This is a genomic window from Pedobacter nutrimenti (assembly GCF_032678445.1).
Lineage (GTDB): Bacteria > Bacteroidota > Bacteroidia > Sphingobacteriales > Sphingobacteriaceae > Pedobacter > Pedobacter nutrimenti_A.
Window position 1 is genome coordinate 61,911 of the sequence record NZ_JAVTSQ010000020.1, and the last position, 25,210, is coordinate 87,120.

At 43.4% G+C, this 25,210-nt stretch carries 20 protein-coding genes and 1 tRNA gene; 10 read left to right on the forward strand and 11 right to left on the reverse strand.

Going from position 1 to position 25,210, the window contains the following annotated elements; all coding sequences use genetic code 11:
• Positions 1–23: 23 nt before the first annotated feature.
• Positions 24–599, forward strand: a complete 576-nt coding sequence (locus tag R2S08_RS27005) for a thymidine kinase (protein WP_133778847.1) — start codon at positions 24–26, stop codon at positions 597–599.
• A gap of 2 nt (positions 600–601) precedes the next feature.
• Here R2S08_RS27005 and R2S08_RS27010 read toward each other — a convergent pair whose 3' ends face one another.
• Complete coding sequence (locus R2S08_RS27010; RefSeq protein ID WP_316838020.1) at positions 602–1,477, reverse strand: LysR substrate-binding domain-containing protein; 876 nt, start codon at positions 1,475–1,477, stop codon at positions 602–604.
• A 99-nt stretch (positions 1,478–1,576) separates the two neighbouring features.
• Between R2S08_RS27010 and R2S08_RS27015 the strand changes: the two genes are divergently transcribed.
• Positions 1,577–2,815 (forward strand): MFS transporter, encoded by a 1,239-nt coding sequence (locus R2S08_RS27015; RefSeq protein WP_316838021.1) that lies wholly within the window; start codon positions 1,577–1,579, stop codon positions 2,813–2,815.
• On the opposite strand, the gene R2S08_RS27020 is transcribed toward R2S08_RS27015, so the two are convergent.
• Positions 2,808–4,127 carry a PepSY-associated TM helix domain-containing protein gene (locus R2S08_RS27020; RefSeq protein ID WP_316838022.1) on the reverse strand — a complete coding sequence of 440 codons (1,320 nt, stop codon included), beginning with the start codon at positions 4,125–4,127 and terminating at the stop codon, positions 2,808–2,810. The genes R2S08_RS27015 and R2S08_RS27020 overlap by 8 nt on opposite strands.
• A 151-nt stretch (positions 4,128–4,278) precedes the next feature.
• Between R2S08_RS27020 and R2S08_RS27025 the strand changes: the two genes are divergently transcribed.
• Together R2S08_RS27025 and R2S08_RS27030 are read left to right on the forward strand one after the other, a co-directional pair.
• Entirely contained in the window at positions 4,279–5,544 is a 1,266-nt protein-coding gene (locus tag R2S08_RS27025) for an MFS transporter (RefSeq protein ID WP_316838023.1), read from the forward strand.
• 30 nt (positions 5,545–5,574) lie between these two features.
• The gene (locus R2S08_RS27030; RefSeq protein ID WP_316838024.1) at positions 5,575–7,311 is read left to right on the forward strand and encodes a thiamine pyrophosphate-dependent enzyme; all 1,737 of its coding nucleotides are present in this window, start codon (positions 5,575–5,577) and stop codon (positions 7,309–7,311) included.
• A gap of 55 nt (positions 7,312–7,366) precedes the next feature.
• Here the strand turns inward: R2S08_RS27030 and R2S08_RS27035 are convergent, their stop codons facing one another.
• Entirely contained in the window at positions 7,367–7,804 is a 438-nt protein-coding gene (locus R2S08_RS27035) for a carboxymuconolactone decarboxylase family protein (RefSeq protein WP_316838025.1), read from the reverse strand.
• Between the two features lie 78 nt (positions 7,805–7,882).
• Between R2S08_RS27035 and R2S08_RS27040 the strand changes: the two genes are divergently transcribed.
• From R2S08_RS27040 to R2S08_RS27060, 5 genes are all read left to right on the forward strand, one after another.
• Positions 7,883–9,349, forward strand: coding sequence for a PLP-dependent aminotransferase family protein (locus R2S08_RS27040; RefSeq protein WP_316838026.1), 1,467 nt, complete (start codon positions 7,883–7,885; stop codon positions 9,347–9,349).
• 217 nt (positions 9,350–9,566) lie between these two features.
• Positions 9,567–9,639: transfer RNA gene (locus tag R2S08_RS27045), tRNA-Phe, on the forward strand.
• Positions 9,640–10,157: 518 nt separating this feature from the next.
• The gene (locus R2S08_RS27050; protein WP_316838027.1) at positions 10,158–11,453 is read left to right on the forward strand and encodes a 4Fe-4S dicluster domain-containing protein; all 1,296 of its coding nucleotides are present in this window, start codon (positions 10,158–10,160) and stop codon (positions 11,451–11,453) included.
• 12 nt (positions 11,454–11,465) lie between these two features.
• Entirely contained in the window at positions 11,466–12,266 is an 801-nt protein-coding gene (locus R2S08_RS27055) for a (Fe-S)-binding protein (RefSeq protein WP_133778856.1), read from the forward strand.
• Positions 12,256–13,107, forward strand: coding sequence for an MBL fold metallo-hydrolase (locus R2S08_RS27060; protein ID WP_316838028.1), 852 nt, complete (start codon positions 12,256–12,258; stop codon positions 13,105–13,107). Before R2S08_RS27055 ends, R2S08_RS27060 begins: the two co-directional genes overlap by 11 nt.
• On the opposite strand, the gene R2S08_RS27065 is transcribed toward R2S08_RS27060, so the two are convergent.
• Positions 13,019–13,495, reverse strand: coding sequence for a hypothetical protein (locus tag R2S08_RS27065; RefSeq protein ID WP_316838029.1), 477 nt, complete (start codon positions 13,493–13,495; stop codon positions 13,019–13,021). The genes R2S08_RS27060 and R2S08_RS27065 overlap by 89 nt on opposite strands.
• Positions 13,496–13,546: 51 nt before the next feature.
• Between R2S08_RS27065 and R2S08_RS27070 the strand changes: the two genes are divergently transcribed.
• Entirely contained in the window at positions 13,547–14,026 is a 480-nt protein-coding gene (locus R2S08_RS27070) for an ABC transporter ATPase (RefSeq protein WP_133778859.1), read from the forward strand.
• 15 nt (positions 14,027–14,041) lie between these two features.
• Here the strand turns inward: R2S08_RS27070 and R2S08_RS27075 are convergent, their stop codons facing one another.
• The 7 genes from R2S08_RS27075 to R2S08_RS27105 all read right to left on the reverse strand — a co-directional run bounded on the left by R2S08_RS27075 (position 14,042) and on the right by R2S08_RS27105 (position 25,095).
• Complete coding sequence (locus tag R2S08_RS27075; RefSeq protein ID WP_316838030.1) at positions 14,042–14,902, reverse strand: cyanophycinase; 861 nt, start codon at positions 14,900–14,902, stop codon at positions 14,042–14,044.
• An 8-nt stretch (positions 14,903–14,910) separates the two neighbouring features.
• Positions 14,911–15,936, reverse strand: coding sequence for an isoaspartyl peptidase/L-asparaginase (locus tag R2S08_RS27080; protein WP_316838031.1), 1,026 nt, complete (start codon positions 15,934–15,936; stop codon positions 14,911–14,913).
• Positions 15,937–15,946: 10 nt separating this feature from the next.
• Positions 15,947–17,347, reverse strand: a complete 1,401-nt coding sequence (locus R2S08_RS27085; protein ID WP_316838032.1) for a RagB/SusD family nutrient uptake outer membrane protein — start codon at positions 17,345–17,347, stop codon at positions 15,947–15,949.
• A 10-nt stretch (positions 17,348–17,357) separates the two neighbouring features.
• Positions 17,358–20,711 (reverse strand): SusC/RagA family TonB-linked outer membrane protein, encoded by a 3,354-nt coding sequence (locus tag R2S08_RS27090; RefSeq protein WP_316838033.1) that lies wholly within the window; start codon positions 20,709–20,711, stop codon positions 17,358–17,360.
• A gap of 31 nt (positions 20,712–20,742) precedes the next feature.
• Entirely contained in the window at positions 20,743–21,852 is a 1,110-nt protein-coding gene (locus R2S08_RS27095) for a FecR family protein (protein ID WP_316838034.1), read from the reverse strand.
• A 74-nt stretch (positions 21,853–21,926) separates the two neighbouring features.
• Positions 21,927–22,475, reverse strand: coding sequence for an RNA polymerase sigma factor (locus R2S08_RS27100; protein ID WP_166643982.1), 549 nt, complete (start codon positions 22,473–22,475; stop codon positions 21,927–21,929).
• Positions 22,476–22,503: 28 nt separating this feature from the next.
• Positions 22,504–25,095, reverse strand: coding sequence for a DUF5686 and carboxypeptidase-like regulatory domain-containing protein (locus tag R2S08_RS27105; protein ID WP_316838035.1), 2,592 nt, complete (start codon positions 25,093–25,095; stop codon positions 22,504–22,506).
• Positions 25,096–25,210: the final 115 nt, after the last annotated feature.

Consider the following 25,210-nt stretch of genomic DNA (forward strand, 5'->3'; position numbering starts at 1 on the left):
GCTCTAAAGATTCAACAGACAAGATGTTATTCAGCGAACAAAATTACAGCAGGGGAGCATACCGTGGGAGCATTGAAGTAATTTGCGGCTCTATGTTTTCCGGAAAGACAGAAGAGCTCATCAGAAGGCTTAAAAGGGCAGAAATTGCAAAATTAAAGGTGGAGATCTTTAAACCTAAAACCGATATCCGTTATGATGAAACTGCCGTGGTATCCCACGATCTGAATTCCGTGCAGTCTACCCCTGTTGATAACTCTTCAGCTATTCTTTTCCTGAATGCCGATACCCAGGTTGTTGGAATTGATGAAGCACAGTTCTTTGATGAAGATCTTCCTGAGGTTTGCAATAAACTTGCCGCCAAAGGCATCAGGGTAATTGTTGCCGGTCTGGATATGGATTTTTCAGGCAAGCCTTTCGGACCTATGCCTGCTTTAATGGCTATTGCTGAAATCGTAACCAAAGTACACGCTGTATGTGTATGCTGTGGTAGCCCGGCGATGTATTCTTACCGGAAAGTAGCCAGTGAGGCCAGGGTATTGCTTGGAGAAAAAGAAAGTTACGAGCCCAGATGCCGTTACTGCTACCATACCAAAGATTAAATTTACCACAAAATTTTACCCAGTTCTTCCAGGAACAGCGTAGCTGCCTTTTTCTTGTATACCCCTTTTTGCCATAAGATAAAGGCTTGTTTATACCGTTCTTTACCTGCAATAGGAATAGCGATCAGGCTGTCCCAGGTTAAAATGGCTTTTTCGTTTAATATCGTGACCCAGGAAGTACTCTCAACCAGTGTGAGCAGGGAGTTAACCTCATTCATCTCTATCCTGATTTTAGGCTTGATGTTCTTCTTACTGAACAATTCATTCACATAATCCCGGGAGCTGAAGCCTTTTCCGGGAAGGATCAATTCCAATGTTGCCAGTTCGCTTACAGAGATTTTTTTAAGCGAGGCCAGGGGATTTTTCCTGGAGACCACCATCATGATCCTGGATGAAAAAAGGGGCTGCATTTCGAGCCCTTCATTATCGGATTCTTCATGAAAGGTTAAAATAATGTCCAATTCTGCAGCTTTGAGTTTTGACTCCAATAACTCGGGCGTACCATACTCAATAAAAATCTTAATTCCCGGATACTTGGAAGAGAATGGAGAAAGTGCCGGCAGCACCATAGAACTGAAAGCATAGGTTACTCCGATCTTCAGATCGCCTGCTTCGAGATGATTGAGCTCATTGATGGCCTGCTTTGAGCGTTTTACGTCCTGCAGTATTTTCTTGGCATGCAACAAAAAAACAGTCCCCGCTTCCGTAAGCCGGACATGCTTTCCAATCCGGTCAAAGAGCAGCATTCCCAATTCCTCTTCCAGCTGTTTGATCTGCTGTGATAAAGTAGACTGGGTAACAAAACAGGCAGCCGCAGCTTCAGTAAAGTGAAGGTATTCTGCTGCATTTACAAAATAATTCAGTTGTCTGATCTCCATAATTAATCGTTAAAACTAATCAAAATCATTAAAACAATCAATTTTACAACTCAATAGTTTATACCGAAATTTGCAATGTCTTTAAGACACCTGTGAAACATGAATATATTTAGATCTTTAAAGTACCGTAATTTCAAACTCTTTTTTTATGGCCAAAGCATTTCATTAATAGGAACATGGATGCAAAAAACAGCAGTAAGCTGGCTGGTATACCGCTTAACGGGTTCTGCACTTTTACTAGGCCTGGTGGCTTTTGCCAGTCTTATTCCCTCTCTGATCCTCTCTCCTTATGCTGGGAGTTTAATAGACAGACACAACCGTTATAAAATCCTGGTCATTACCCAGATAGTTTCTATGCTCCAGGCGGGTGCACTTGCTGCAATTATTTTCTTCAAGTTTTACAATATACCATGTATCATCTTTCTAAGTCTGATACAAGGGATTATCAACGCCTTTGATGTCACCTGCAGGCAATCTTTAATGGTCGAAATGGTGGATCAGAAAGAGGACCTCCCAAATGCCATTGCGCTTAATTCGACCATGTCCAATATGGCGCGTATTGTAGGACCTGCCTTTGCAGGAGTCATCCTCAGTACTTTCGGTGAGGACATTTGTTTTATTGGTAATTTTCTTAGTTATATTCCTGTACTGGCCTGTATGTTTATGATGAAACTGAACCTTAGTGTGGTGGAAAAACCTCAGAAAAGCATCTGGGTAGAGCTGGAGGAAGGTTTTAAATACGTTTCAGGTGACCGTGAACTGAGCAGTATGATTTTGATGATCGGGGTAAGCAGTTTGTTCGTCATCCCGTTCAACACCCTGATGCCTATTTTTGCTAAAGATCTGTTTCATGGAAATGCAGGTACGTTCAGCTGGTTCGAAAGTGCTGCGGGGCTGGGCTCTGTAATCAGCGCCATGTACCTGGCCAATTTAAGATCTGCAAAACCTTTAATGCGGATCATGGTAATTGCCAGTACCGTATTTGGTGTAAGCCTGATTCTTTTGGCTTATTCAGGAGTTTTATCCCTGGCCTTGGTTTTTATGACCTTTAGCGGCCTTGGAATGATGGCTCAGACCTCAGCAATCAACACTTACATACAAACACATACCATCCCTGCGATGCGGGCAAGGGCCATCAGTTATTACATTATGGCTTACCAGGGGATGATCCCGATAGGAAGTTTGATTATTGGATGGACAGCACAAGCCTTTGGACCAAGACTGGCAGTTTGTCTTGCGGGCTTGATTGGTCTTTGTGCAACAGGACTATTTGTGGTCTACAAAACCAAACGCTCCGGCCGTCAGATCTCCATGCAAAATCTGCTTCATCTTAGATAACCGCAGGCTCCAAACGTTTAGGTGCAGGCACGGTTTTTTTTGATTTTGACTTCTTCATCTTGTTCACCCAGATCAGTGTACCTGTAACAGGCAAACTGGTCGCAATAAGACAAGCAAAGAAATAAATAATCTTGGTGAACATTCCATACAACTCCCCGGTATGAATCGCTTTGATCGACCCGGAAACCCGCTGGTTGAAAGGCAGATCAGCAAAGCGTTCTGTTTTGATCACCTTCGCCGTATACTGATCCATGACGATACGGTCAGCGGCGGCAGGTGCAAAGAAACCGATCTTTGTTTTACTGATATTCAGTGCGGCAGCAGAATCAGCAGGCAGGTTAAGCAGGTAGTCTCCAGGATAATCCAATACCCGGGATGCAGCATGCAGGTAATCCGCAATCAGGGGTTTCTCTATCTCCTCTTTAGGAACCACCGACTGCGGCCCTTTTTTTTCCTTTTCATCCTTTTCCTGAGCATAGGTTCCAAGCATTTTCCTTAATCCGGTCCTATACCAGTCAAAGCCCCATTGCGGGCCAGTAGATCCCATGCAAAAAAGGAAAATACAAGCATAAAATCCAAGGGCATTGTGCAAATCATGATTGGTTCTTTTCCAGCTTCCGCCGGTTTTTATCTTAAAACCCTGTTTCCAGGATTTGATTTTCCGGGGTACCCAAAGTGCGATCCCGGAAAGCACTCCAATGGTAAAAAGAATAGCTGAAACTCCGGTAATATAGCCTCCTAATTTACGGTTATCCAGCTCCCCAAAAATTGGCTTCTCAATTTTATCCAGCAACAACCACCTGTGCAAGCTGAAAATGGTGGTCATGAAATTAACCGTTACGGATTTAACTTCTTTTGAATTGCCCAGTATCTGAGCGGTATAAGGGTTCACATAATAGACAACAGGTTTAGTTTTTCCCTTTTCTTTTCCTTTTTCTTTACCGTTCTCCTTACCCTCGTGCTTATCTGCTCTTCTATGCTCCTCTTTTTTCTTGTCGCCCTCTTTTTTTCTAACGCCAAACTGCCAGGAACGTCCGGCATCAGCAGGTATTCTTACAGAAACAACCTTTCCCTTACTTGCCGTTTCCACAACAGACACCAACTGTTCAGCAGACAGGACATGCTGACCTGCCTTTTGTTCAACCTTGTACAATTCTGGTGTGGCCGCTTCCCGGATCTCATCGTTAAAGACATAGATCGTTCCGCAGAAACAAACCACCAATACAACCAAGCCTATAGCCAAGCCAATCCATAAATGGACATCATTCAGAAATTTGCGCGTTTTTGCCCAGTTGGTATCCTTCTTCTTCATTGTATTTAGCTAATGGGAATTATTTGTTTCCCCAAAAATACTATTTGGAATTAAAATAAATAAATCTGATGAAAAATTAAATTCAAAATGACAGGCTTGGCACAGTTTTATATGCTTATAAGCAAGTACTTGACTAGTTAATCCTTCCAAAATGGACACTATAAAAACAACCTCTCCTACAAAGTACTATGTTATTGCCTGGGTTTTCGGGCTCTTATTTTATTTTCTGGATTATGTAGTCCGTTCTTCTCCAGCTGTCATGATCCCCCAGCTCTCCGGAGCTTTTGGTGTTTCCACGGTTGGGCTCGTTAGTATTGTGGGCACCTATTATTACACCTACTCTACCTGTAGTTTGATTGCTGGTATTGCCCTGGATAGATTTGGCGCTAAATATTCTTTATTCGCAGGGGCCTTAATTCTCGGTCTGGGTTGCCTGCTTTTTGTAATCTCCAACTATTACACTGGGGTAATCGGCAGGTTATTGCAGGGTGCGGGATGCGCCTTCGCTTTTCCTGGCTGTGTTTATCTGGCCACAAAGGGGTTTTCTCCAAGGTCTCTGGCTACGGCTATAGGTTTTACACAATGCCTCGGGATGCTGGGCGGATCTGCAGGTCAATTTGTAATAGGTCCATTAATGGAGAGCGGAATGGATGAAACTCATTTCTGGACTGCCGCTGGTCTGGTCACCATACTGGTTGCAGTTGGATTACTCCTGATTACGCCACACAACAGACAGGAACATACGACATCCAAAGATCTTCATGCGCCTGGCTTTTTAAGCCCTTACAAAGTGGTATTTTCCAACAGACAATCCTGGTTTTGCGGCATTATATCTGGATTGCTTTTTGCGCCAACTACCATTTTTGCCATGACATGGGGCGTTGCATTTTTTCAAAAAGACCGGAACATGGACTTCCATACCGCAACTCTGTCCAGTGCCATGGTTGCTATGGGCTGGGTATTTGGTTGTCCGCTTTTGGGCTACCTGACCGACAAAATCGGCCGGCGCAAACCCGTTTTGATTGGAGGTGCTTTACTGATGATCCTGAGCCTGATCCAGTTGCTGTTCCTTCCTGATCTTGTTCCTGCATTTGTGAGCACATTTATTTTAGGGCTAGCTTCAGGAGCGGCAATGATTCCTTATTCTGTAATCAAAGAGTCCAATCCCGACCATGTAAAAGGCAGTGCTACGGGTGCCATCAATTTTATCACATTTGGAGTAACCACCTTACTGAACCCTTTGTTCAGCAGGTTCTTTGGTAAAACCCTCGAAGCGGCGACAGACAAGACAGGGCATTTCCAATCTGCAGGACTATTCTGGATTGCTGGTATCGGACTGGCTGTAGCGGTTAGCCTGTTCCTCAAAGAAACAGGACAAGGTGCAAACAAAGCACCAGTTAATCCCGTTACAGTTTAAAACAAATCATATTCACTTAAAAATACAGTCATGAGTAAAAAGGTTGCAGATCAAATTGTAGACATGCTGGCTGGCAATGGCATTAAAAGAATATATGCAGTTACCGGTGATAGCTTAAATGAGCTGAATGACGCTGTCAGAAGAGACGGCCGCATGAAGTGGGTACATGTGCGTAATGAAGAAACAGGGGCTTTTGCAGCAGCAGCAGAGGCCGAGCTGAATGGCCTGGCCTGTTGTGCCGGAAGCAGTGGCCCCGGACATGTGCATTTAATCAACGGACTGTATGATGCCCATCGTTCCGGTGTGCCGGTGATTGCCATTGCTTCTACTTGTGCAACCCACGAATTTGGCACGGACTATTTTCAGGAAACAAATACCATCCGGCTTTTTGATGACTGCAGTCATTACAACCAGATTGCCAATACCCCTATGCAGGCTGCAAGAATGCTCCAGGCAGCTATACAGCACGCCATTCATAAAAAAGGTGTTGCTGTATTTGGACTTCCAGGTGATGTGGCCTCACTTCCTGCTGAAGAAAGTGTTGCTTCCACTCAAAATTACCTGAATACGCCAGTGATCCGCCCTTCAGATGGAGAATTGAGCCAGCTGGCTGAAATCCTGAACGGTGCCTCTAAAGTGACCATCTTCTGCGGAATTGGTGCGGAAGCAGCACACGATGACGTCGTGGAACTGGCCCGTATTCTGAAAGCCCCCGTTGGTTATTCTTTCAGAGGAAAAATGGGGATACAATATGACAATCCCTACGAAGTGGGTATGACAGGCTTACTGGGGCTTCCCGCAGCTTATCACAGCATGCATGAAGCAGATGTATTGCTCTTGTTGGGTACAGACTTTCCTTATGCACCATTCATTCCGACAGACAAAAAAATCATACAGATAGACGAGAAACCAGAAAAACTTGGCCGCCGTGCGAAACTGGACATGGGTTTATGCGGTAAGATAGAAGATAGCCTGAAAGCCCTTTTCCCCTTACTCCAGGTCAAAAGTGATGACAGCTTTCTTAAAGCTCATCTTCATCTCTACGATAAGGTTAAAGAGAACCTGCTGACCTATGTGGAGGATAATGGCAAAAAAGAAGCCATTCACCCTGAATTTGTAGCCTCATTGATCAATGAGCTGGCCAACAGGGATGCTATTTTCACCGTTGACACCGGAATGTGCTGTGTTTGGGGTGCGCGCTATATTGAGGCTACCGGGCAAAGAAAGTTGCTGGGCTCCTTTAATCACGGGTCTATGGCCAATGCGATGCCCATGGCAATAGGTGCCGCCTTATCCAATCCGGGCAGACAAGTCATTGCCTTGTGTGGAGATGGGGGGATATCTATGCTTTTGGGAGATCTTGCTACTATAAAACAATACAACTTGCCTGTTAAGCTGATTGTTTTTAACAATCGCACTTTGGGTATGGTGAAGCTCGAAATGGAAGTTGCCGGACTCCCGGATAATGAAACGGATATGATCAATCCCGATTTTGCACTCGTGGCACAAGCCATGGGTTTCAAAGGAATTACGGTTACGGAGCCAGACCAGGTAAGATCGGCATTAACTGAAGCCTTCCAACACGATGGACCAGTCCTGGTCAATGTATTTACAGATCCCGAAGCATTGGCTATGCCACCTAAAATAGAATTTGAACAAATGAAAGGATATGCAGTAACCATGGGAAAAATGATCCTGGGTGGAAAAATGGATGAGGTTCTTGCAACGGTAAAATCAAACTATAAACATTTGAAAGAAATGTTTTAAAAATTAAAGAAGTGGGTTGTTTTTTCGCCCACTTCTTTAAGTATTACCCTTCCTGCTATTCTGCATGAAGGCCGGTCGTAATTCCAAGACGGTTCCAGGAATTGATGGTGATAACAGCCATAATTACCTCGGCAAGGTATTGCTGGCCAAGCAGTTCGAGGGCATGGTCATAAACAGCATCAGATACGCCATGTTTAGACAACAGGGTCATTTCTTCTGCCAGTGCCAGAATCGCACGTTCTTCTTTTGAATAAAAAGCAGCTTCTCTCCAGGCATCCAGTAAATAGATCCGTTGTTCTGTTTCTCCAAGATTCCGGGCATCTTTAGTATGCATGTTTAAACAAAATGCACAGCCATTTATTTGAGATACTCTGATCTTGATCAGTTCTGCATGAATTTTATCCAAACTACTTTCATTGAGGTATTTCTCTAGTCCAAGCATTGCTTTATAAGCTTTCGGATCGGATTCAGGTATTGTTTTTCTTTTTGACATGATGTTAAATATTTTATTCAAAATTACCGCTCCTATGGACTAAATTAGCATCCAGTTTTTAAAAATCAAATAGTCCAGATGCTGCCTTTCCCAACCTTTGTTTCACTCGACAGATCTTCAACGATTCCCTTGTACCTTCAAATATCAAACAGCCTCGTGAATGCAATCAGTTCGGGGCTCCTGACTCCTGGAACGAAGCTTCCAGGGACAAGGGAACTGGCGAAATCACTGGAGGTGCACAGAAAAACTATTATTGCAGCCTACGATGAACTCTATGCGCAAAGCTGGATAGAAGTCGAACCTAAAAAGGGCACCAGGGTGGCACAAAATTTACCTGGACTTAAAGCCAGGTCCTGGAGCACGGAACCCAAAACCGGCTATGAAGGAAAAATGGCGGTTTCCTTTTATAGTTCCCCACACAAAGTTCAATTCCCTGTTCCACCAATCATTGCCCCCGATCTGGTGATCAATGAAGGACTGCCGGACACCCGACTGGCACCGCTCGATCTGCTCTTCAGAGAATACCGCAGCCGGCAAAAAAGTGCCTCTTCCAATAAAATGGTTCAGGGCCAGGCTACAGGTTCACTCTTTCTTAGAGAAAGTCTTGTTCCCTATCTGGCCGAAACCCGGGGGCTACAAGTAGACAGTTCGAATATCATGATTACCCAGGGTGCACAAATGAGCATCTATCTGGCTGCAAACCTGCTTTTAAAAACAGGAGATAAAGTCATTGTTGCAGAGCCAAGTTATTTTCTCGCTAATGCAGTTTTTACACAGACTGGGGCACAAATTCTACGTGTCCCGGTAGACGGGCAAGGCATGGATATCCAGGCAGTAGAAAAACTTTGCACAAAAAACAAGATCAGAATGCTATATGTGATTCCTCACCACCACCATCCCACCACAGTTACATTAAGCCCGGAACGTCGTATGCATTTGCTGGAACTTGCCGCCCGCTATAATTTTGCAATTGTGGAAGATGACTATGATTATGATTTTCATTACAGTTCCGCCCCCTACCTTCCACTGGCCAGCAGCAAGCATGAGGGCAGGATCATCTATATCGGATCCTTTTCTAAAACCTTATCTGCCAATGTACGGATTGGATTTATGATTGCTCATCCTGATTTCATCAATGAAGCAGGAGACAGAAGACGCCTTATAGACCTCAGAAGTGATCAATTACTTGGAGATGCGCTAGCTGCACTGATCGATAACGGAGATATTGGCCGCTATTTAAAAAAAACAAACAAGACCTATCTGGAGCGCAGGGATCATTGCTGTAACCTGCTGGACCGGCATCTGAAAGGTGTAGTGGAGTACCAGAAGCCTGATGGAGGAATGGCCATCTGGGTAAAATTTAAAGATCCCTTAATTTTAAAAGACATTGCTTTTCGTGCTGCCCTCAAAGGATTACAGATTTCTGACGGCGAATTATACAATACACATGAAATTTCCTACAATTCTTTAAGAATTGGCTTCGCTTCCCTGACGACTGCAGAAATGGAAAAGGCAATATTGATCCTGAAAGAGGCCAGCAGGTGATTTTTTTAAAAAAAAATTTATGTTTTTTTTCTCCAAAAAAACTTTCCTCTAAATAATTCACCTTGAGAAACTTAACCATACGTAACGTATATTCATTCTCAATTAAAATCATTTCCCCAACTATTTATTTCAACTTTTTTTCAAATAAAATTTGGAGTTAAAAAAAAAGAAACTACATTTGCACTCCCAACCGAAGGGAATTACACAAAAACAAAATGGTGCGGTAGCTCAGTCGGTAGAGCAAAGGACTGAAAATCCTTGTGTCGCCGGTTCGATCCCGGCCCACACCACTTCAAAAGCCCCAGAGAAATCTGGGGCTTTTTTTGTTTCCCCGACGTTCATTGTCATTAACAGAATTAAAGCATCCACAAAGACTTCCTTTATTGGCTTTAATTTTGCTATACACAAATTATAAATTATTTAAATAACCTTTTTAGCTCTTAAACAAAACAATATGGGTTACCAGGATCATAAATGCCGTAAGTGTGGAACAGATTTCCATTATCAGGTACCACGCTCCTTTTTCTTAAAACATGTACTGGGTTTTCTTCCGGTAAGAATCTATTGGTGCCCAAAGTGCACCTCCAACCGCTATGTATGGATCAAGTAGATCCAGCAATTCAATACATCGGTTAAATCGTAAATTTTAAAAATTTTTAAACCTCCTGATTTTAACTATTTAATTGGGCAACAACCACTATGGGCCGAATTTTATTTAAAACTCTTCTAAATTTCACATTTTATGCATGCATAATAATCTTGTTTTACGTGAATTAGCTTAACTTAGCGTGACCAAAGATTTTGAAGAATGATAGCACAAATCCTGTTTATAGCCCTCTTTATTGCTGCTGTAGCCTTATTCAGCTATAATGCAAAAAAAGTGATCCGCAACATTCGCCTCGGTAAGCCAGCGGACCGTTCAGATCAACCGCAAAAAAGATTGATGACCATGCTGAAGGTGGCCTTTGGTCAGACGAAGATGTTCTTCCGCCCTATTCCTGCTTTTCTTCACTTACTGGTGTATGCAGGCTTTGTTATTGTGAATATAGAAGTACTCGAAATCATGATCGACGGAGTAGCCGGCACCCATAGAATCTTTCATGGCCTTGGCAGTTTATACAATGTCCTTATTGGCGCATTTGAGTTTCTCGCTTTAGGTGTTTGGGTATCCTGTGCATTGTTCTTAATCCGCAGAAATGTACTTAAATTAAAAAGATTCAGTGGTGTAGAGATGACCAGCTGGCCTAAATCGGATGCAAATTACATCCTGATCACAGAAATCCTGCTGATGACTGCTTTTCTAACAATGAATGCAGCTGATGCAAAATTACAGGCATTAGGCTATGAACATTATGTTACTGCAGGTGCTTTTCCTGTGAGCCAGTTCCTTCAAAACTTATTGCCGGACAGCGCTTCTTCCCTTGTGGCCATCGAGCGTGGCTGCTGGTGGTTCCATATTATTGGCATTCTGGCTTTCCTGAATTATTTACCTTATTCAAAACATTTCCATATTCTTTTTGCCTTTCCAAATACCTATTTCTCTAATCTGGAACCAAAAGGCGAATTCAGCAATATGCAAAGTGTAACCAACGAAGTGAAAGCCATGCTGGATCCTTCTTTCACACCAGAGCCTGCAGAGCCCGGTCGTTTTGGAGCCAAGGATGTGAATGACCTGAGCTGGGTTAATCTGATGAATGCCTATACCTGCACTGAATGTGGCCGCTGTACTTCGGTATGCCCGGCCAACATTACCGGTAAATTACTTTCACCAAGAAAGATCATGATGGATACCCGCGACAGGTTAACTGAAGTTGGAAAAAACATAGATAAGTCTGGAAATGGATTTGATGATGGCAAATCTTTATTAGATACCTATATTAGCCGAGAAGAAATTTGGGCCTGCACCAGTTGTAATGCTTGTACCAATGCCTGCCCGATCAATATCGATCCACTGGCCATTATCACCGAACTGAGAAGATATGCGGTCATGGAAGAATCACAATCTCCTGCAAGCTTAAATGCAATGATGGGTAATATTGAAAATAATGGTGCGCCCTGGAAATATTCTCCTGCGGACCGTTTAAACTGGGCTAAAGAAAACTAAAAAGAGCTGAAGATGAGCGAGCAATTAAATTTTGAAGTGCCAACAATGGCAGAACTGATAGCCAGAGGCGAAGAACCAGAGATTTTATTTTGGGTAGGTTGTGCCGGCAGCTATGACGAACGCGCACAAAAAACTACCCGTGACATCTGTAAGATCCTGCATCATGTTGGTTTAAAATATGCCGTATTAGGTACGGAAGAAAGTTGCACAGGAGACCCTGCAAAACGCGCAGGTAATGAATTCCTGTTCCAGATGCAAGCAATGACCAATATTGAGGTATTGAATGGCTACAACATCAAAAAAATTGTAACCGGCTGCCCGCATTGTTTCAACACCATAAAAAATGAATATCCCGGACTGGGTGGAAGTTATGAGGTTATCCATCATACCCAGCTGATCCAGCAATTGATAGACGAAGGAAAATTAAAAGCCGAAGGTGGTGAAAGTTTCAAAGGCAAGAAGATCACTTATCATGACCCTTGTTACCTGGGCCGTGGAAATGATGTATACGAAGCTCCCCGAAAAGCCCTGGAGGTACTAGATGCCCAGCTTGTCGAAATGAAACGCTGTAAATCTAATGGCCTTTGCTGTGGCGCAGGTGGCGCCCAGATGTTTAAGGAGCCGGAAAAAGGCAATAAGGACATCAATATCGAACGCATCGAGGAAGCTTTGGAAACCAATCCGCAAATCGTAGCAGCCTCCTGCCCTTTCTGTATGACCATGCTGAGTGATGGGGTAAAATTGAAGGACCAGTCAGAACATGTAAAGGTTCTGGACATTGCAGAAATAACAGCCAGAGCAAATGGATTGTAATACACTCTTTATCACTTCCCTGAATTCCGGAAGCAATGGAAACTGTTACTATGTGGGAAACCATGAAGAAGCCGTTTTAATCGATGCAGGTATTTCATGTAAGGAAACAGAGATCAGGATGAACCGACTCGGATTATCCATGCATAATATCAAGGCCATTTTCATCTCCCATGAACACTCCGATCACATCAGAGGACTTACCGTACTCGCGAAGAAATACCAGCTTCCGGTATATATTACTGCAGGAACTCTATTAAACTGTAAAGTAAAACTAAAAGATGACCTGATCAGGCCACTAAGTGGCGAACAAATTATTCAAATTGGCAACCTAAGTATCAGCTCTTTTCCAAAAATTCACGATGCTGCAGAACCACATAGCTTTGTGGTGGCTTGCGGGGAGACCAGAGTTGGGGTATTTACCGATCTCGGCGTTGTTTGTGAGCAACTGATACACCACTTTAAACAATGCCATGCAGCCTTTCTGGAGGCCAATTACGACGAAGAGATGCTTCACCAGGGAAGTTATCCCTACTATTTAAAAAGACGCATCAGCGGCGGACAGGGCCATTTATCCAATAAACAGGCACTGGCACTTTTCCTGGAACACAAGCCCGCCTATATGACCCATTTACTGCTGGCCCACCTTTCCCGGGACAACAATGCCCCTGAACTGGTTCAGGAGCTCTTCAATACCCATGCCCAGGACACGCATGTGGTCGTGGCATCCAGATATGAAGAGAGCCCAGTTTTCACTATCGGGCAGCCAGCTGGACATTCATCCGGTGAAAACGTGCCGACACTTCTGCAAGATCTTCAGGTTCCATATCCTTCAGCGGGATAGAGAGACAAGAAGCCATGCTGTCGATGTCTCCTTTTTTATCGTTATAGGTTTGTACAATAACATCTTCTCCATTGGTTCGCATAAATAAACGTCCGTTTTTTACGGTGCCGTAATAATCCAGATCTTTAAATTTACTGAAGTTGAAAGAGAAATATTCTATCTTTCCATTGCTGAAATGGCGCTTGTACCGGCAAAACCCATTGTTGGTAACATAGAGCTCATATTGCTTAACATCTGCACCCTGATGGCTGATGTCATAATGATCTGTTAATTTCTTTTGAACATAGAGCGCCTCTTCGTCGATCAGGTTTGATGCGCAAAAGGCACAAAAAACCAGGCCTGAACAAGCCAATACCACTGATTTTAAGTTTATTGTAAACTTTTTCATTGTGTCAGGCATTTACTTATCCTAATTTAAATAAAATGTTAAATTTGTAGTATGAGTTTTTCTCCACAATCTAAAGTTTGGGTTTACCAAAGCGACCGTGAATTCAGCAACACAGAGGCTGCTGCAATTCAACAACAACTGAATGCCTTTACTGAGCAATGGAAGGCACACGGCCATCAGCTAAAAGCGAAAGCGGAGGTCATTTATAACTTTTTTATCGTCATTACTGTAGATGAAGCCGCAGCAGGGGTTACCGGATGCTCTATTGATGCTTCTGTACGCATATTGAAAGACATCGAGCAAACCTATAAAGTTGATCTGTTCAACCGGTTTAATATGGCTTTCAAAATTGATGAAAAAGTAGCCGTCAACAATAAAGAAGATTTCGAGACACTGGTCAATATTAAAAAGATCGGGCCCAAAACCATTGTTTTCAATAACCTGGTTCAAACCCTGGAAGAATTTGAGACCAAATGGGAGATTCCTTTTGAAAAAAGCTGGCACAACACGCTGTTTGCACATCTGTTGTAACCAGCTGTCTTAATTTTATTTGAGTTTAAACTGATCTCCCGGAGTATAAATGGAAAATTTGAGACCATCCATTTTAATCAGGTGATTTTTGTCTGTCTTTAAGTTCACCGGATCTGCTATCCTTAAGACCTGGCTGGTTCCGGCAACTTTAACTGTTTTCCCATGAATGATGATTGCGGTATCTTCATCTATTCCAATGCAATCAAAATCAGGATGCGCGTTTAAGGCAGACAACAACCTGTTGTAGCGGCTTCGTTTCATAAAATGCTGATCAATGATCACTGTTTCAACCAAGCCCATCCCTTCTTCAAATTCTACATTTCCGCCCCATAGCTTATCAAAGGTCGCATGATAAGTGGTATCGCCCAGCAATTGCTCGCCGGTAATCATATACTTGCTCATAACGGCCGCTCCGGCACTTGTACCCGCAATCGTGGCTCCATTCTGATAAGCCTGATGAATGGCTTTATAAACCGGGGTATGCAGAACAACCTTCATGAAACGGTTCTGATCGCCTCCGGTAATAAAAACCAGCTTTGCTCCTTTTAATGAATCAAGCCACTGCTTATTATTGACCGTAGAGGCATCAAAATTCAGGCAACCTATAGCATTAACGGAGGCTGCAGACAGCTGTTTGGAAATAGATTTAAAAGAAGCTTCCGGCTCCCCGCTAGACATGGGGAGCACGATGATATAATCTTTTTCTTTTAACCCGGCTGTTTTAATCAGCGTTTGAACCAATTCTGCCGAACGAAGGCCGCCACCTATAATAAAAAGATTCCCTTTAGCTGCAGCACCAGACTGAGCCCAGCCTTTTGCTCCAACAAATAACACCAGCACGGCCAGGATAAACGGCCTGAAAATTCTATAACTCATCTGTTTGTTTATTTATAGATTTGGATTTCTATTTTACCCTCTGCAGTAACTGTTCCTCTGTACATTCCCTCGGTATTGAACGGCGTAGCTACATTTCCCTTTCTGTCCATCGCTATCAATCCACCGTCTCCTCCCATTTTCCCAACTTTATCCAGTACGGCTTTTGAAGCTTCAGATACAGACATTTTTTTATACTCCATCATCGCTGAGATATCATGCGCAACCACGTTGCGGATATAGAATTCTCCCCAACCTGTACAGGAAATCCCTGCGGTTTCATTATTGGCATACGTCCCGGCGCCAATGATAGGAGAATCACCAACCCGTCCATATTTCTTATTCGTCATTCCTCCGGTAGAGGTACCTGCGGCCAGATTCCCCATATGGTCTAGTGCAACTGCCCCTACCGTTCCAAATTTATAATCTCTGTTGATGGTTCCCAGTTTCATAGATTTTTTGCTTCCATGATCGAGCACCGCTTTTACAGAATCTTCTTTAATAGCGTCCTGCAATCCTTTCCAGCGCTCTTCAGTAAAGAAGTATTTAGGGTCTACAATAGTCAGTCCGGCCTGCTTCGCAAAGGCTTCGGCTCCGGGGCCAACCATCATCACATGTTCAGATTTTTCCATCACTGCCCTTGCTGCGCTAATCGGATTCCGGATCACGGTCACTCCGGCAACCGCGCCAGCCATCAGGGTTTTACCATCCATGATGGCCGCATCCATTTCGTTTCTGCCATCGTGTGTAAAAACGGCACCTTTGCCTGCATTAAACAAAGGAGAATCTTCCAGCACATGAATCGCAGCTTCTACCGCATCCAAACTGGTCTTGCCCGCTTTGATCTGTTCATAGCCTTTTTGAAGCGCCAGGGTCAAAGCAGCCGTATAAGCGGCTTCTTTTTCAGGCGTCATGTTCTTTTTAAGGATGGTGCCTGCGCCGCCGTGGATCACCATCACATATTTTTGCTGCGCATAAGTGGTCAGGCCTGCACAGAAAAGGAGTACTACAAAACAATAACCGAATTTCAATTTCATATTCTTTAGATTAATACAATGGGTTCTGGATCATATTGGAATTGGCCCTGATCTCTGCATTGGGGATTGGATAAACATATTCTTTAGTCCCTGGCGATAAAGTAACCGCACCAAGCGCGTTGGTCGCATCAGCAGGCTCTCTGGTCACCGGCAAATTATTACGTCTCAAATCAAAGAAGCGGTGCCCTTCAAAAGGCAGTTCTTTATACCTTTCCAGCAAAACAGCATTCAGCAGAACCGTTTTATCCGAAAAATTAACAGCGGTATAGCCATCAATACGGGCAGAACGCAAAGCATTTAAATCAGCTGCTCCAAGATCAAGGCTATTTTTCTGTGCATAAGCTTCTGCACGGATCAGGTACATCTCCCCTGTCCTGTACAATTTAATATCGGTTAAATTTGGCAGACCAGAACTGCCTGAAAGATATTTATTGACCATGTAATTAGATTTACCAATCCCGCGGGTATTGTCAAATTTAATATAGGCTCTGTAACGTACATCATTAGCTTTGTCATAGGTATTGATCAGTTCAAAAGCAGGCGCATACAAAACGATGTTCTTGATGTCATAATAAAAATCACCCAGACGTTCCGAATCACTTTCTACCCTTTTAAGTTTCCAGATCACTTCGTCATTGCTCGCATCCGTCCAGATGTCTGTAAATGTACTGCTGCTGGCAAGCGGAGTCGCATTAATGGCCTCTGTACTGTATTTTACAGCATCATCCCAGTTTTTCTCATATAAGGCTACACGTGCCTGAATAGCTGAAATGGCTTGCAAGGTGATTCTAGTATGGTCTGTAAACGAGGCCGGAATCAGTGATTTCGCAGCAAGCAGATCCGCCTTAATCTTGGCCACCGTTTCTCCAAAACTCAGTCTGGAAGGTTTAGAAACCACCGAGGTTTCCATATAGGGAACGCCCATTGCCGAAGCTTCATATTTAGACGCAAAATTTCTAAGCAGTTCAAAGTGGCTATAGGCCCGTAAAGCCAGAAGTTCTCCTTTATACTGGCTCTTGATCGCCGCATCTGCTGGTTTAGAGCTCACTTTATCCACATAGTTCAAAACGCGGTTCACACGGTCTATGGTAATATATCCATAGGCCCATCCCGCAGTGATCGTTCCACTGCTGCCATCGTACTGCCAGCGGTAAGTGGCCACCCCACGGCCTGTACTGTTTTCTCCAGGCAGGGTACATTCATCGGAAGTTAGGGATACATTGGTTATGGTTGTGCCGTTAAGTGAAGCATAAGCGCCCAGCAAGCCGCTGTTCAAATCGGCTACAGTCTGATAAGCTTTGGCATCGTCGATGGTATCAGTGGGCTGGATATCCAGTTCCTTACTGCAGGAAGACACCACAAAACCAATCAAAAGCGCGGTGTAAAGAAAGAATTTATTGCTGTTTAACATGATCGCAGGATTAGAAATTAACATTTAAACCAAGGGTATATGTTCTGGAATTGGGATAGTCAAACATGGCCTCGCCATTGCTGTCCTCCGGATCAAAGCCCTTCCATTTTGTCCAGGTCAGCAAATTGCTACCCTGAACAAATACGCTTACTCCACTGATAAATTTAGTGCGGGAAAGCAAAGACTTCGGAAACGCATAACTTAAGTTTACATTTCTGAGCCTGATGTATGAAGCATCCTGAATGTCTTTTGAAGAGTAGCTCCTTTTGGCATCAAACCTTGGCAGCAAGGCCTGATCACCTGGTTTTTCCCACCTGTCGTACAACATTCTAACCGATTGGTTACTGGTTGCAAAACTTGGATTTTCATTGTAATAATCTTCATTATTATAGCGGTACACATGATTTGCGAAGCTGAACAAGGCCGTTAATGAAAGTCCTTTATAATTTAACATGGTATTAAAGCCTCCGGTAAACGGAGGATAAAGCGACCCAAACTGAGACACGCTCATCGTGGTTGCATTGTAATCGGTCGTTTTAACGCCATCTTTGGTATAATATAAAGGATCTCCCGTCTGAGGATCTACACCAGCCCATTTAGGTGCATAATGCGAACCAAACGGCAAGCCTACTTGTACAAACTCGGTGGTATTCATCTCGAAGCCCTCTGACCCACCCAGAGAGGTTACCCGGTTTTGGTTGTAAGCGAAATTAACGCCAACATTCCATTTCAGGTCGGTATTGCGGATCACATCTACTTTAAAGTCAACTTCGACCCCTCTGTTGCGCATCGAACCAGCATTCAGGTTCAATACGTCCACACCAGAAGTCAGGGATACCGGAAGATCCAGGAACAGGTTCTTGGTCACCTTGCTGTATACATCTGTGGTCAAATGAATACGGTTGTTCCAGATATCCAGGTCAAATCCAGCGTTAAAATCCTTGGCATACTCCCAATCGTAGTTTGCATTTCCATAGGCATAAGGATAAATCCCGCTGTTTCCACCATAAGTCGTGGTAGAATAGGTAGACAAGTAGGTGAAGTTACCAGGAAAAGGACTGGCTGTGGTTCCGTAACTTACCCTGAACCGCAGGTCATTGATCAGCTCATTTGAAGCCAGGAAGTTTTCTTTCTTCATGTTCCAGGCTGCACCCAGGGAATAAAATCCGTGCCATCTGTTTTTGGCAGGTAAGGTAGAAGAACCGTCATAACGGTAACTCGCATTTAAGGTATACCGGTCGTCAAAGGTATATCTTCCCAAAGCAATATAGGAGATCAATGCATTTCTGGTACGTCCTCCATTAAATTCGGGGATAAAATTATTATCGGATGTTCCCGGAGTGGCCCCGGCAGGTGTTCCCTGTAATCGGGGATCTATACCATAAGCCTTATAGCCGAAATTACGGTAATGTTGTTTCGTAATCTCATAGAGCGCTGTCAGTTCAAAATTGTGCTTGTCTATCGTTTTTTGATAGCTTAATCCGGAGGTAGAGATCATGGAAAAATTACGTTTTAAACCTTCTCCAAAACTTCCCTTTTCCCCGTTTTCGTTCGATCCGGAATAAGAATCCGGATTAACTGAATTTTCTGTAGTCGTTTCTCTGAAATCTATACCCAGTCTGGTCTTCGCCGTCAGTTCTGGGGTAATCTTATAATTTAAAGAGGCACTCAATAAGGTTTTGTACTGGTTGTCCTTGCTCGTGGTGTTCAACATCCTTTCCAATGCATTACTTCCTTCCCGCTGATCGTAGATTTCGTACTGGTCTTCATTGCCATAATGTACTAATGTCCCGTCTGAGGCGTATGGATTTTCATAAGGCAATGCATAAAAAAGGGCCGCCAAAGGATTGACTCCCCTGCTTGAGCCTTCCCGTTCTATATAGCTGGACTCAGAATACCCCAGACTGGTATTGATACTTCCGGAAAACTTACCGGCATTAAAATCTACGTTATTTCTCAAAGAGTAACGCTGTAGCCCTGACCTCACGGCTATTCCGTCTTGTTTATAATAATTAAGGGAACTGTAAAAACGTACATTCTCATTCCCGCCACTGGCGTCTACCTGCTGTTCCATGAATTTACCTGTGCGGAAAAAGATGTCTTTCCAATTGGTATTGATCTTACCAATACTGTCTAGGATAAAATCAGCACGCTGCTTTTCAGCCGTTGATTTTGTGGCATAATCCGGGTTGTTCTTAGAGAACGTCCATCCCGGCCCAATGTCAGATCCAGTTTCCCGGCCCACTTCCTCTTCAAACTGCAGGCGCTGCGTGGTGTTCATCATGTCAAACTTTGGCGAGGTCAGCTTGGAAATTCCATACTGGGACTTATAGTTGAACTGAACTTTGCCGGATTTCCCTTTTTTAGTCGTGATGACAATCACCCCGTTTGCACCTTTAGAACCATATTGCGCTTTAGAGGTTGCATCTTTCAAAACCGTTACGGATTCAAAATCAGAAGGATTTAAGGTTTGAAAATAATCGGCTTCTATGGGTACACCGTCTACAATATACAGTGGAGAGGTAGTTCCATTAATGGTACCCACACCCCTTAAGATCACTGTAGCACTGGTACCCGGTTGCCCGGAACCAGAAGACACCTGTAACCCAGGTACCCGGCCCTGCAAAATCTGATCAAAGGTAGATAAAGGTACCTGGCTCATTTCTTTTCCTGTAACCAGGGAAGAAGAAGATGCCGATTGTTCCTTCTTGTAATTGGTATATCCAGTCACCGTTACTTCCTGCAAACTTTGGCTATCGGTTTTAAGGACCACATCAATCACCTTTCTGGCCCCAATTTGCTGTACCTGTCGGGTATAACCTATAAAAGAAAATTCAAGACTGGCGGCCGCATCGGCTACACGTATCGAATACTGACCATTTATATCCGTAGCCACGGCCACAGTGGAGCCGGAAACTTTTACCGAAACTCCAGGCAAAGGCAAGCCGGTTTCGTCTACGACTTTACCAGTGATCACAGCCTCCTTTTTCTCCAGGCTTACTGTTGGATAAATGACCACGAGATTGCTTTCCTTTAGGCTATACGTAAGTCTGGTATCCTTCAGGATCTGGCCCAGTGCCTCCTCCAGCGAAACATCTCTCACATCCAGTGAAGTCTTGTTATTAATGGCTTCGGTATTGTCGCTGTACACAAAACGATACTCGGTTTGTTTTTCTATTGCTTTGAGCAAGACTTTAACACTTGTCCCGCTGGCTTTTAAGGTAATCTTCTGCTGCGCAAATCCGGCACCAGAAACCTGCATGCACAAGAAAAGCAGCATACAGCCTGTGATTTTCATACTTAGCCATATCCTGCTGGTTAAGGAATATTGGCCAAAACGCTCTAAAAGTAGGTGTTTTCTCATAGTTGTTTGGTTTAGTTGTGGTTAGTTTAGGTTATTTTGTCAAGACAATACGGTCGCTTTCTGTTCTGAAATGGAAAGGGTAAGAGAGTTGCAGGGCCTCCAGCGTTTTCAAAATGGTTTCGTTTTCAAAAACACCGGAGTAGTGATAATTTCCAACCTCCTCATCTGCAATAACGATTTGAATTCCATACCAGTCCTGAAGTTTCCTGGCAATCACAGACAGTGGAAGATTATCAATATCAAGTCGTTTCTTAATCCATTGGATCTCTTCAGGCGCCTTTGATGAACCTGTAGTTTTGAGTTCTGATATCTTGTAAGCCTTCTTAACTGTCGCTGCTGAATGCTGCTCTGGTAAGTATTTGGTGAACAGCTTCTGATTAGGCTTTAGCACAACAAAATAGCCAGGAAGTTGTCTGGAATCTATACGTACGCTTCCTCGGATCAAGGCGGTTTCCATAGATTTTGACGCCGGGTAAGCTTTTACATTAAAAGAAGTTCCCAGAACTTTAATATCATTAAAAGCGGTGTGTACAATGAAAGGATGTGCAGAATCGTGCTTTACGTCAAAGAAAGCTTCTCCATTTAACCAGAGCTCCCGGTTTTCCTGATCAAAATCTTTCAAAAGACTGATGGCACTTTCTCTTGCCAGGGTGATGACGGTGCCATCTTTAAGTACAATCGTTTTACGTAATGCTTTTCCAGAAGAAAAACGTTCCCCTCCCTGATAGGTATTGTTGATCTGATTTTCAAAGGGATGACGGAAGAGATAGACCAGTATAAAGGCCATCAGGATGGTGGCGGCGATACCCGAGTACCAATAAAAAGAGCCGCTGCTAACGCGTCTTGTGATTTTGGCCGCTGGTTCTGGTGCCATTTCGGTCATAAAGCGCTCTTTAAAAATTCCATTTTGCGCCAAACCTTCCTTTAATTGTTCCAGTTGTTCTGCCCTGTTGCCCTGTTCAGCATTCAACAAATGAATCAGACGCCGGGCCTCTTCCACTTCCGCAAGCTTATGTGGTAAGCGGACAAGCCACTCTTTCCAGAACAATTCATCTTTCAAATCTGTCCCGAGGCAATAACGCTGGAAAGATTCGCTGCAAACAAGGTCTTCTACCTTAAAATTATCTTCTGGAAGTTGCATAGCAAAAGTCTTTACTATACAGACGGAGAAATCTTACTTTTTTCCTAAGGAAATTTTATTTTTTTTAATGGTGGTTACTTCAGCAGCTTTCTAAGCACCTTAATCGCATCGTAAATGGTATTATAAGAAGTTTTTATGGTTTGGGAAGTACGCTCTGCGATCTGTTCGTAAGTCAACCCCTCAAAAAATTTAAGCCGGACCAACTCCATCTGCCTTGGACTAAGCTGCTGAATAGCTATGCTAAGTTTCTTTTTCAGATCATCATCCTGTTGCACACGAATCAGGATCTCCTCATAAGACAGTTCCTCCTCTTCCTCTGCTACCATTTTACTCAGGGCATTATTGGTCCGGTCCTGGTAAAAGATCTGGTCTAGGATACACCGTTTTAGCGTAGTCATCAAATACGACCGGACATGGTCTACCTGTGGCAGTCGGGAACGTTTTTCCCATAAATTCAAAAATATTTGATTGACAGCATCCTTAACCAGTTCATGGTCAGGCTGTATTTTCAGCCCATAACGAATCAAATGAAAGTACATGAGGTTGTACAGTTCAAAAAGCGCCTGTTTGTCGCCCAGTCGCATTTGTTCCCAGAAATTACGGTCATCCTCTTCAAAAAGCATATTTGCTTTTGAAGATAGGAAAACCGGATCAGAAATCCACATGTATCCTGGCCCTAATTCCCCATTTGGGTACATTCGGGTGATCCAGGTAGGTAAATCTCCTCACATAGTCTACACGAAGGATTTTAAAGATGTTTGAAATGCCAACGCTACCCTCCATATAAGGCGTTCTACCCAGTGCAAAAGAAGTTTGCCTGTTTTCACGGTCGCGCTGAAAACGAAAAAGATCCGGATCATTCTGTGGAAGGTTTTTCGCTGAAATGCCACCGTACAGAACTTTGAATGAGGCAACTTCACGCAGTTGTAGTTTTTTTACCAGAGGGATTTTGTTTAAAAAGAACCCGTTAAAGGCATGGTCAATATGCAAACTGGCATAGCGATCGCTCATAAACTCCATAAAATTCATCAAATTATAGGATTGTGGCTGGTAGGCATAGGTTTGATTTGCCCTGTGGATCACCAGCAAAGGAAAGGGCACCTGACCAAAAACGGCACCGCCTTCCAGCATCAGATCCGAATGTCCAAATGGAGCCAGATATAACCTCTTAAAAATATTCAGAGAAACGTTCTGATAGTTGTAATCACCGCCAAGAAAACCTTTAAATCCGGCGCCAGCTCTTAGGGTAAATATGGGAAATTCATTCCTGATAGGTCTGCGAAAACGCTTGCCCTGATAAAACTGCTCATGGGGTGCCCACCGCAGTTCTGTCACAAATTCAGAGAGTTGAATATTTTTAATGATCCGTTCTTGGGGATGACCTGTTCTGAAGACCAATCCTCCTGCGGGGTCAAGTTCCTGATTCCTGTAACCAGCACGCAAAGAAAAATGATCTTTGGTTTCCTGAAAATATTCTGCAGACCATTTCCGGTTATACAGCCATTTATCATTTAAGCCCCTTTTAAACGACAGCAAAAAATTGTCATCCTCTATAAAATTCAGATCCTGACCCGGAATTTGCGTCTCATAGCTATGCCGCAGTGTAAAAGTACTTACAGGGAACTGGTAGACGCCCGAAGGTTTAAAAGAATAGGTGGCGCCCAGAGCATATTTCCATTGTTCGTCCCTAAGGCCATAGGCAAGATGCCCTTCCAGTACCACTTTCTGACTAAAGTCATCATTTGTCCTCCCGCTAAGCCTGAACCGCCGGCCTTCTACATGGTTAAAACTATAAAACGAACCGACAGGGCCGATATCCATAAAGCCGACCTTCTGATACCCTGACAGGACAAAGGCGGTAAATCCCATAATGGTTTTGAACCTGGAAGATTGCTTTAAGCTGTCTATATTCTTATAAGCATTTTTTTCCAGGGGAGACAATTCTTCAGGCCGGCTAAAAGGAAGATTTTTTTGAGCACTTGTTCCCGGGCTCAAGACAGCTTCCAGATCCTGCATGGCCAAACCAGTCCGATAGTTGTCATTTAAAATGGTCTTTTCCCCGAAAATGCTGTACTTCCCTTTAAAAAGCCCAAGATCCATAGCCATTACACTTTTAGAAATGTGGTATTTACCATCCAATGCAAGCCCATAACTGACTTTAATCTGCAGGTCCTTAACCCAATTGAGATTGATCTCCTTGTTGATAGACAGGCTTGCGTGCTGAACCGCATAACGGCCATCCAGGCTAATATAAAGTTCTCCCATAAACAGGATGTCCTGCTTATTTCTGGGACTAAACATGAGGTGCACCACAGACCCTGCTTCACGTTTCAGGGTATCTATAATGAAATATTTATAAAACTCAGGTGCCAGTGAAGCGACCGGGCTCAGAAATTTCTGCCCCCCAAGGCCGATATCATGATCATAAATATCTATAGGCTGATAAATCCTTTCCAGATACTGATCAATACCGTCTTCGTCAAGATATTGATCAATCCTGGACTCCTTACTATCTAAAAGCTTCACCTTATCTTTATCTGCTTGTTCCTTCCGGATATGCTGGCTTAACCTTTCCTGCATAAAAACCGGAACCAGCGTTTTTCCAGGCTGAAGAGTAGTATCCGCTGTTTTCGCCAAAAAGGGAAATTTACGCAAAAGGGAAGATTTTGACCTCAGTTCATTCGATATACTGACCGATAAATTCAATTTTTCATATTGTCTGAAACTGATTCCCTGGTTGGAAGGACCAATGTTCTGTTCTTTATGTGCAATCACTTTCCGGATCAACTCTACGGCTTCATTGCCCCTGTTCTTATAACGGGGACGTTGACTGGCCTGGATACTTACACCTTCCAGCTGCTGGGCATTTTCTTCCAGTTCGATCAGTAGATTCTCCATGACCAAATGCTCCAGATGATGCTCCTGGGTTTTAAATCCTATAGCGGAGAACCTGATGATTTTTGCGGCCTTAGCCGTTCTGATTTTAAAATGTCCATCAGAACCAGATACTACACCGCCTGGAATTCCCGCGAAAACGACATTCACAGATGGAATTGGTTGCTTTGTAACCTTATCTTTAATGGTACCTGCCACCGTAATGATTTGTCCGGTAACTTTTACCGCAGAGAAAAGGAACAGCAACAGAAGGACGGATCGACAACCTATAATACGTGATAGATAACGAAAATATGAAATGGCATAAAAAAACCGGGGTACGAGCAGCAACCTTAAGAACAAGGACATAAAAGAAATTTAATATAATAATGCATTTACAATAGGACAACTTACCTCCATTTTACCCTTACTCCTTTAAGAAAGAAATACGAAGAGACACCATGGACCGGAAGATGTACATCTT

Excerpts from the sequence above, each read along its gene's own strand:
- R2S08_RS27005 (WP_133778847.1), top strand. The coding sequence starts at position 24 with ATGTTATTCAGCGAACAAAATTACAGCAGGGGAGCATACCGTGGGAGC.
- R2S08_RS27010 (WP_316838020.1), bottom strand. The coding sequence starts at position 1,477 with ATGGAGATCAGACAACTGAATTATTTTGTAAATGCAGCAGAATACCTT.
- R2S08_RS27015 (WP_316838021.1), top strand. The coding sequence starts at position 1,577 with ATGAATATATTTAGATCTTTAAAGTACCGTAATTTCAAACTCTTTTTT.
- R2S08_RS27020 (WP_316838022.1), bottom strand. The coding sequence starts at position 4,127 with ATGAAGAAGAAGGATACCAACTGGGCAAAAACGCGCAAATTTCTGAAT.
- R2S08_RS27025 (WP_316838023.1), top strand. The coding sequence starts at position 4,279 with ATGGACACTATAAAAACAACCTCTCCTACAAAGTACTATGTTATTGCC.
- R2S08_RS27030 (WP_316838024.1), top strand. The coding sequence starts at position 5,575 with ATGAGTAAAAAGGTTGCAGATCAAATTGTAGACATGCTGGCTGGCAAT.
- R2S08_RS27035 (WP_316838025.1), bottom strand. The coding sequence starts at position 7,804 with ATGTCAAAAAGAAAAACAATACCTGAATCCGATCCGAAAGCTTATAAA.
- R2S08_RS27040 (WP_316838026.1), top strand. The coding sequence starts at position 7,883 with ATGCTGCCTTTCCCAACCTTTGTTTCACTCGACAGATCTTCAACGATT.
- R2S08_RS27050 (WP_316838027.1), top strand. The coding sequence starts at position 10,158 with ATGATAGCACAAATCCTGTTTATAGCCCTCTTTATTGCTGCTGTAGCC.
- R2S08_RS27055 (WP_133778856.1), top strand. The coding sequence starts at position 11,466 with ATGAGCGAGCAATTAAATTTTGAAGTGCCAACAATGGCAGAACTGATA.
- R2S08_RS27060 (WP_316838028.1), top strand. The coding sequence starts at position 12,256 with ATGGATTGTAATACACTCTTTATCACTTCCCTGAATTCCGGAAGCAAT.
- R2S08_RS27065 (WP_316838029.1), bottom strand. The coding sequence starts at position 13,495 with ATGAAAAAGTTTACAATAAACTTAAAATCAGTGGTATTGGCTTGTTCA.
- R2S08_RS27070 (WP_133778859.1), top strand. The coding sequence starts at position 13,547 with ATGAGTTTTTCTCCACAATCTAAAGTTTGGGTTTACCAAAGCGACCGT.
- R2S08_RS27075 (WP_316838030.1), bottom strand. The coding sequence starts at position 14,902 with ATGAGTTATAGAATTTTCAGGCCGTTTATCCTGGCCGTGCTGGTGTTA.
- R2S08_RS27080 (WP_316838031.1), bottom strand. The coding sequence starts at position 15,936 with ATGAAATTGAAATTCGGTTATTGTTTTGTAGTACTCCTTTTCTGTGCA.
- R2S08_RS27085 (WP_316838032.1), bottom strand. The coding sequence starts at position 17,347 with ATGTTAAACAGCAATAAATTCTTTCTTTACACCGCGCTTTTGATTGGT.
- R2S08_RS27090 (WP_316838033.1), bottom strand. The coding sequence starts at position 20,711 with ATGAGAAAACACCTACTTTTAGAGCGTTTTGGCCAATATTCCTTAACC.
- R2S08_RS27095 (WP_316838034.1), bottom strand. The coding sequence starts at position 21,852 with ATGCAACTTCCAGAAGATAATTTTAAGGTAGAAGACCTTGTTTGCAGC.
- R2S08_RS27100 (WP_166643982.1), bottom strand. The coding sequence starts at position 22,475 with ATGCTTTTTGAAGAGGATGACCGTAATTTCTGGGAACAAATGCGACTG.
- R2S08_RS27105 (WP_316838035.1), bottom strand. The coding sequence starts at position 25,095 with ATGTCCTTGTTCTTAAGGTTGCTGCTCGTACCCCGGTTTTTTTATGCC.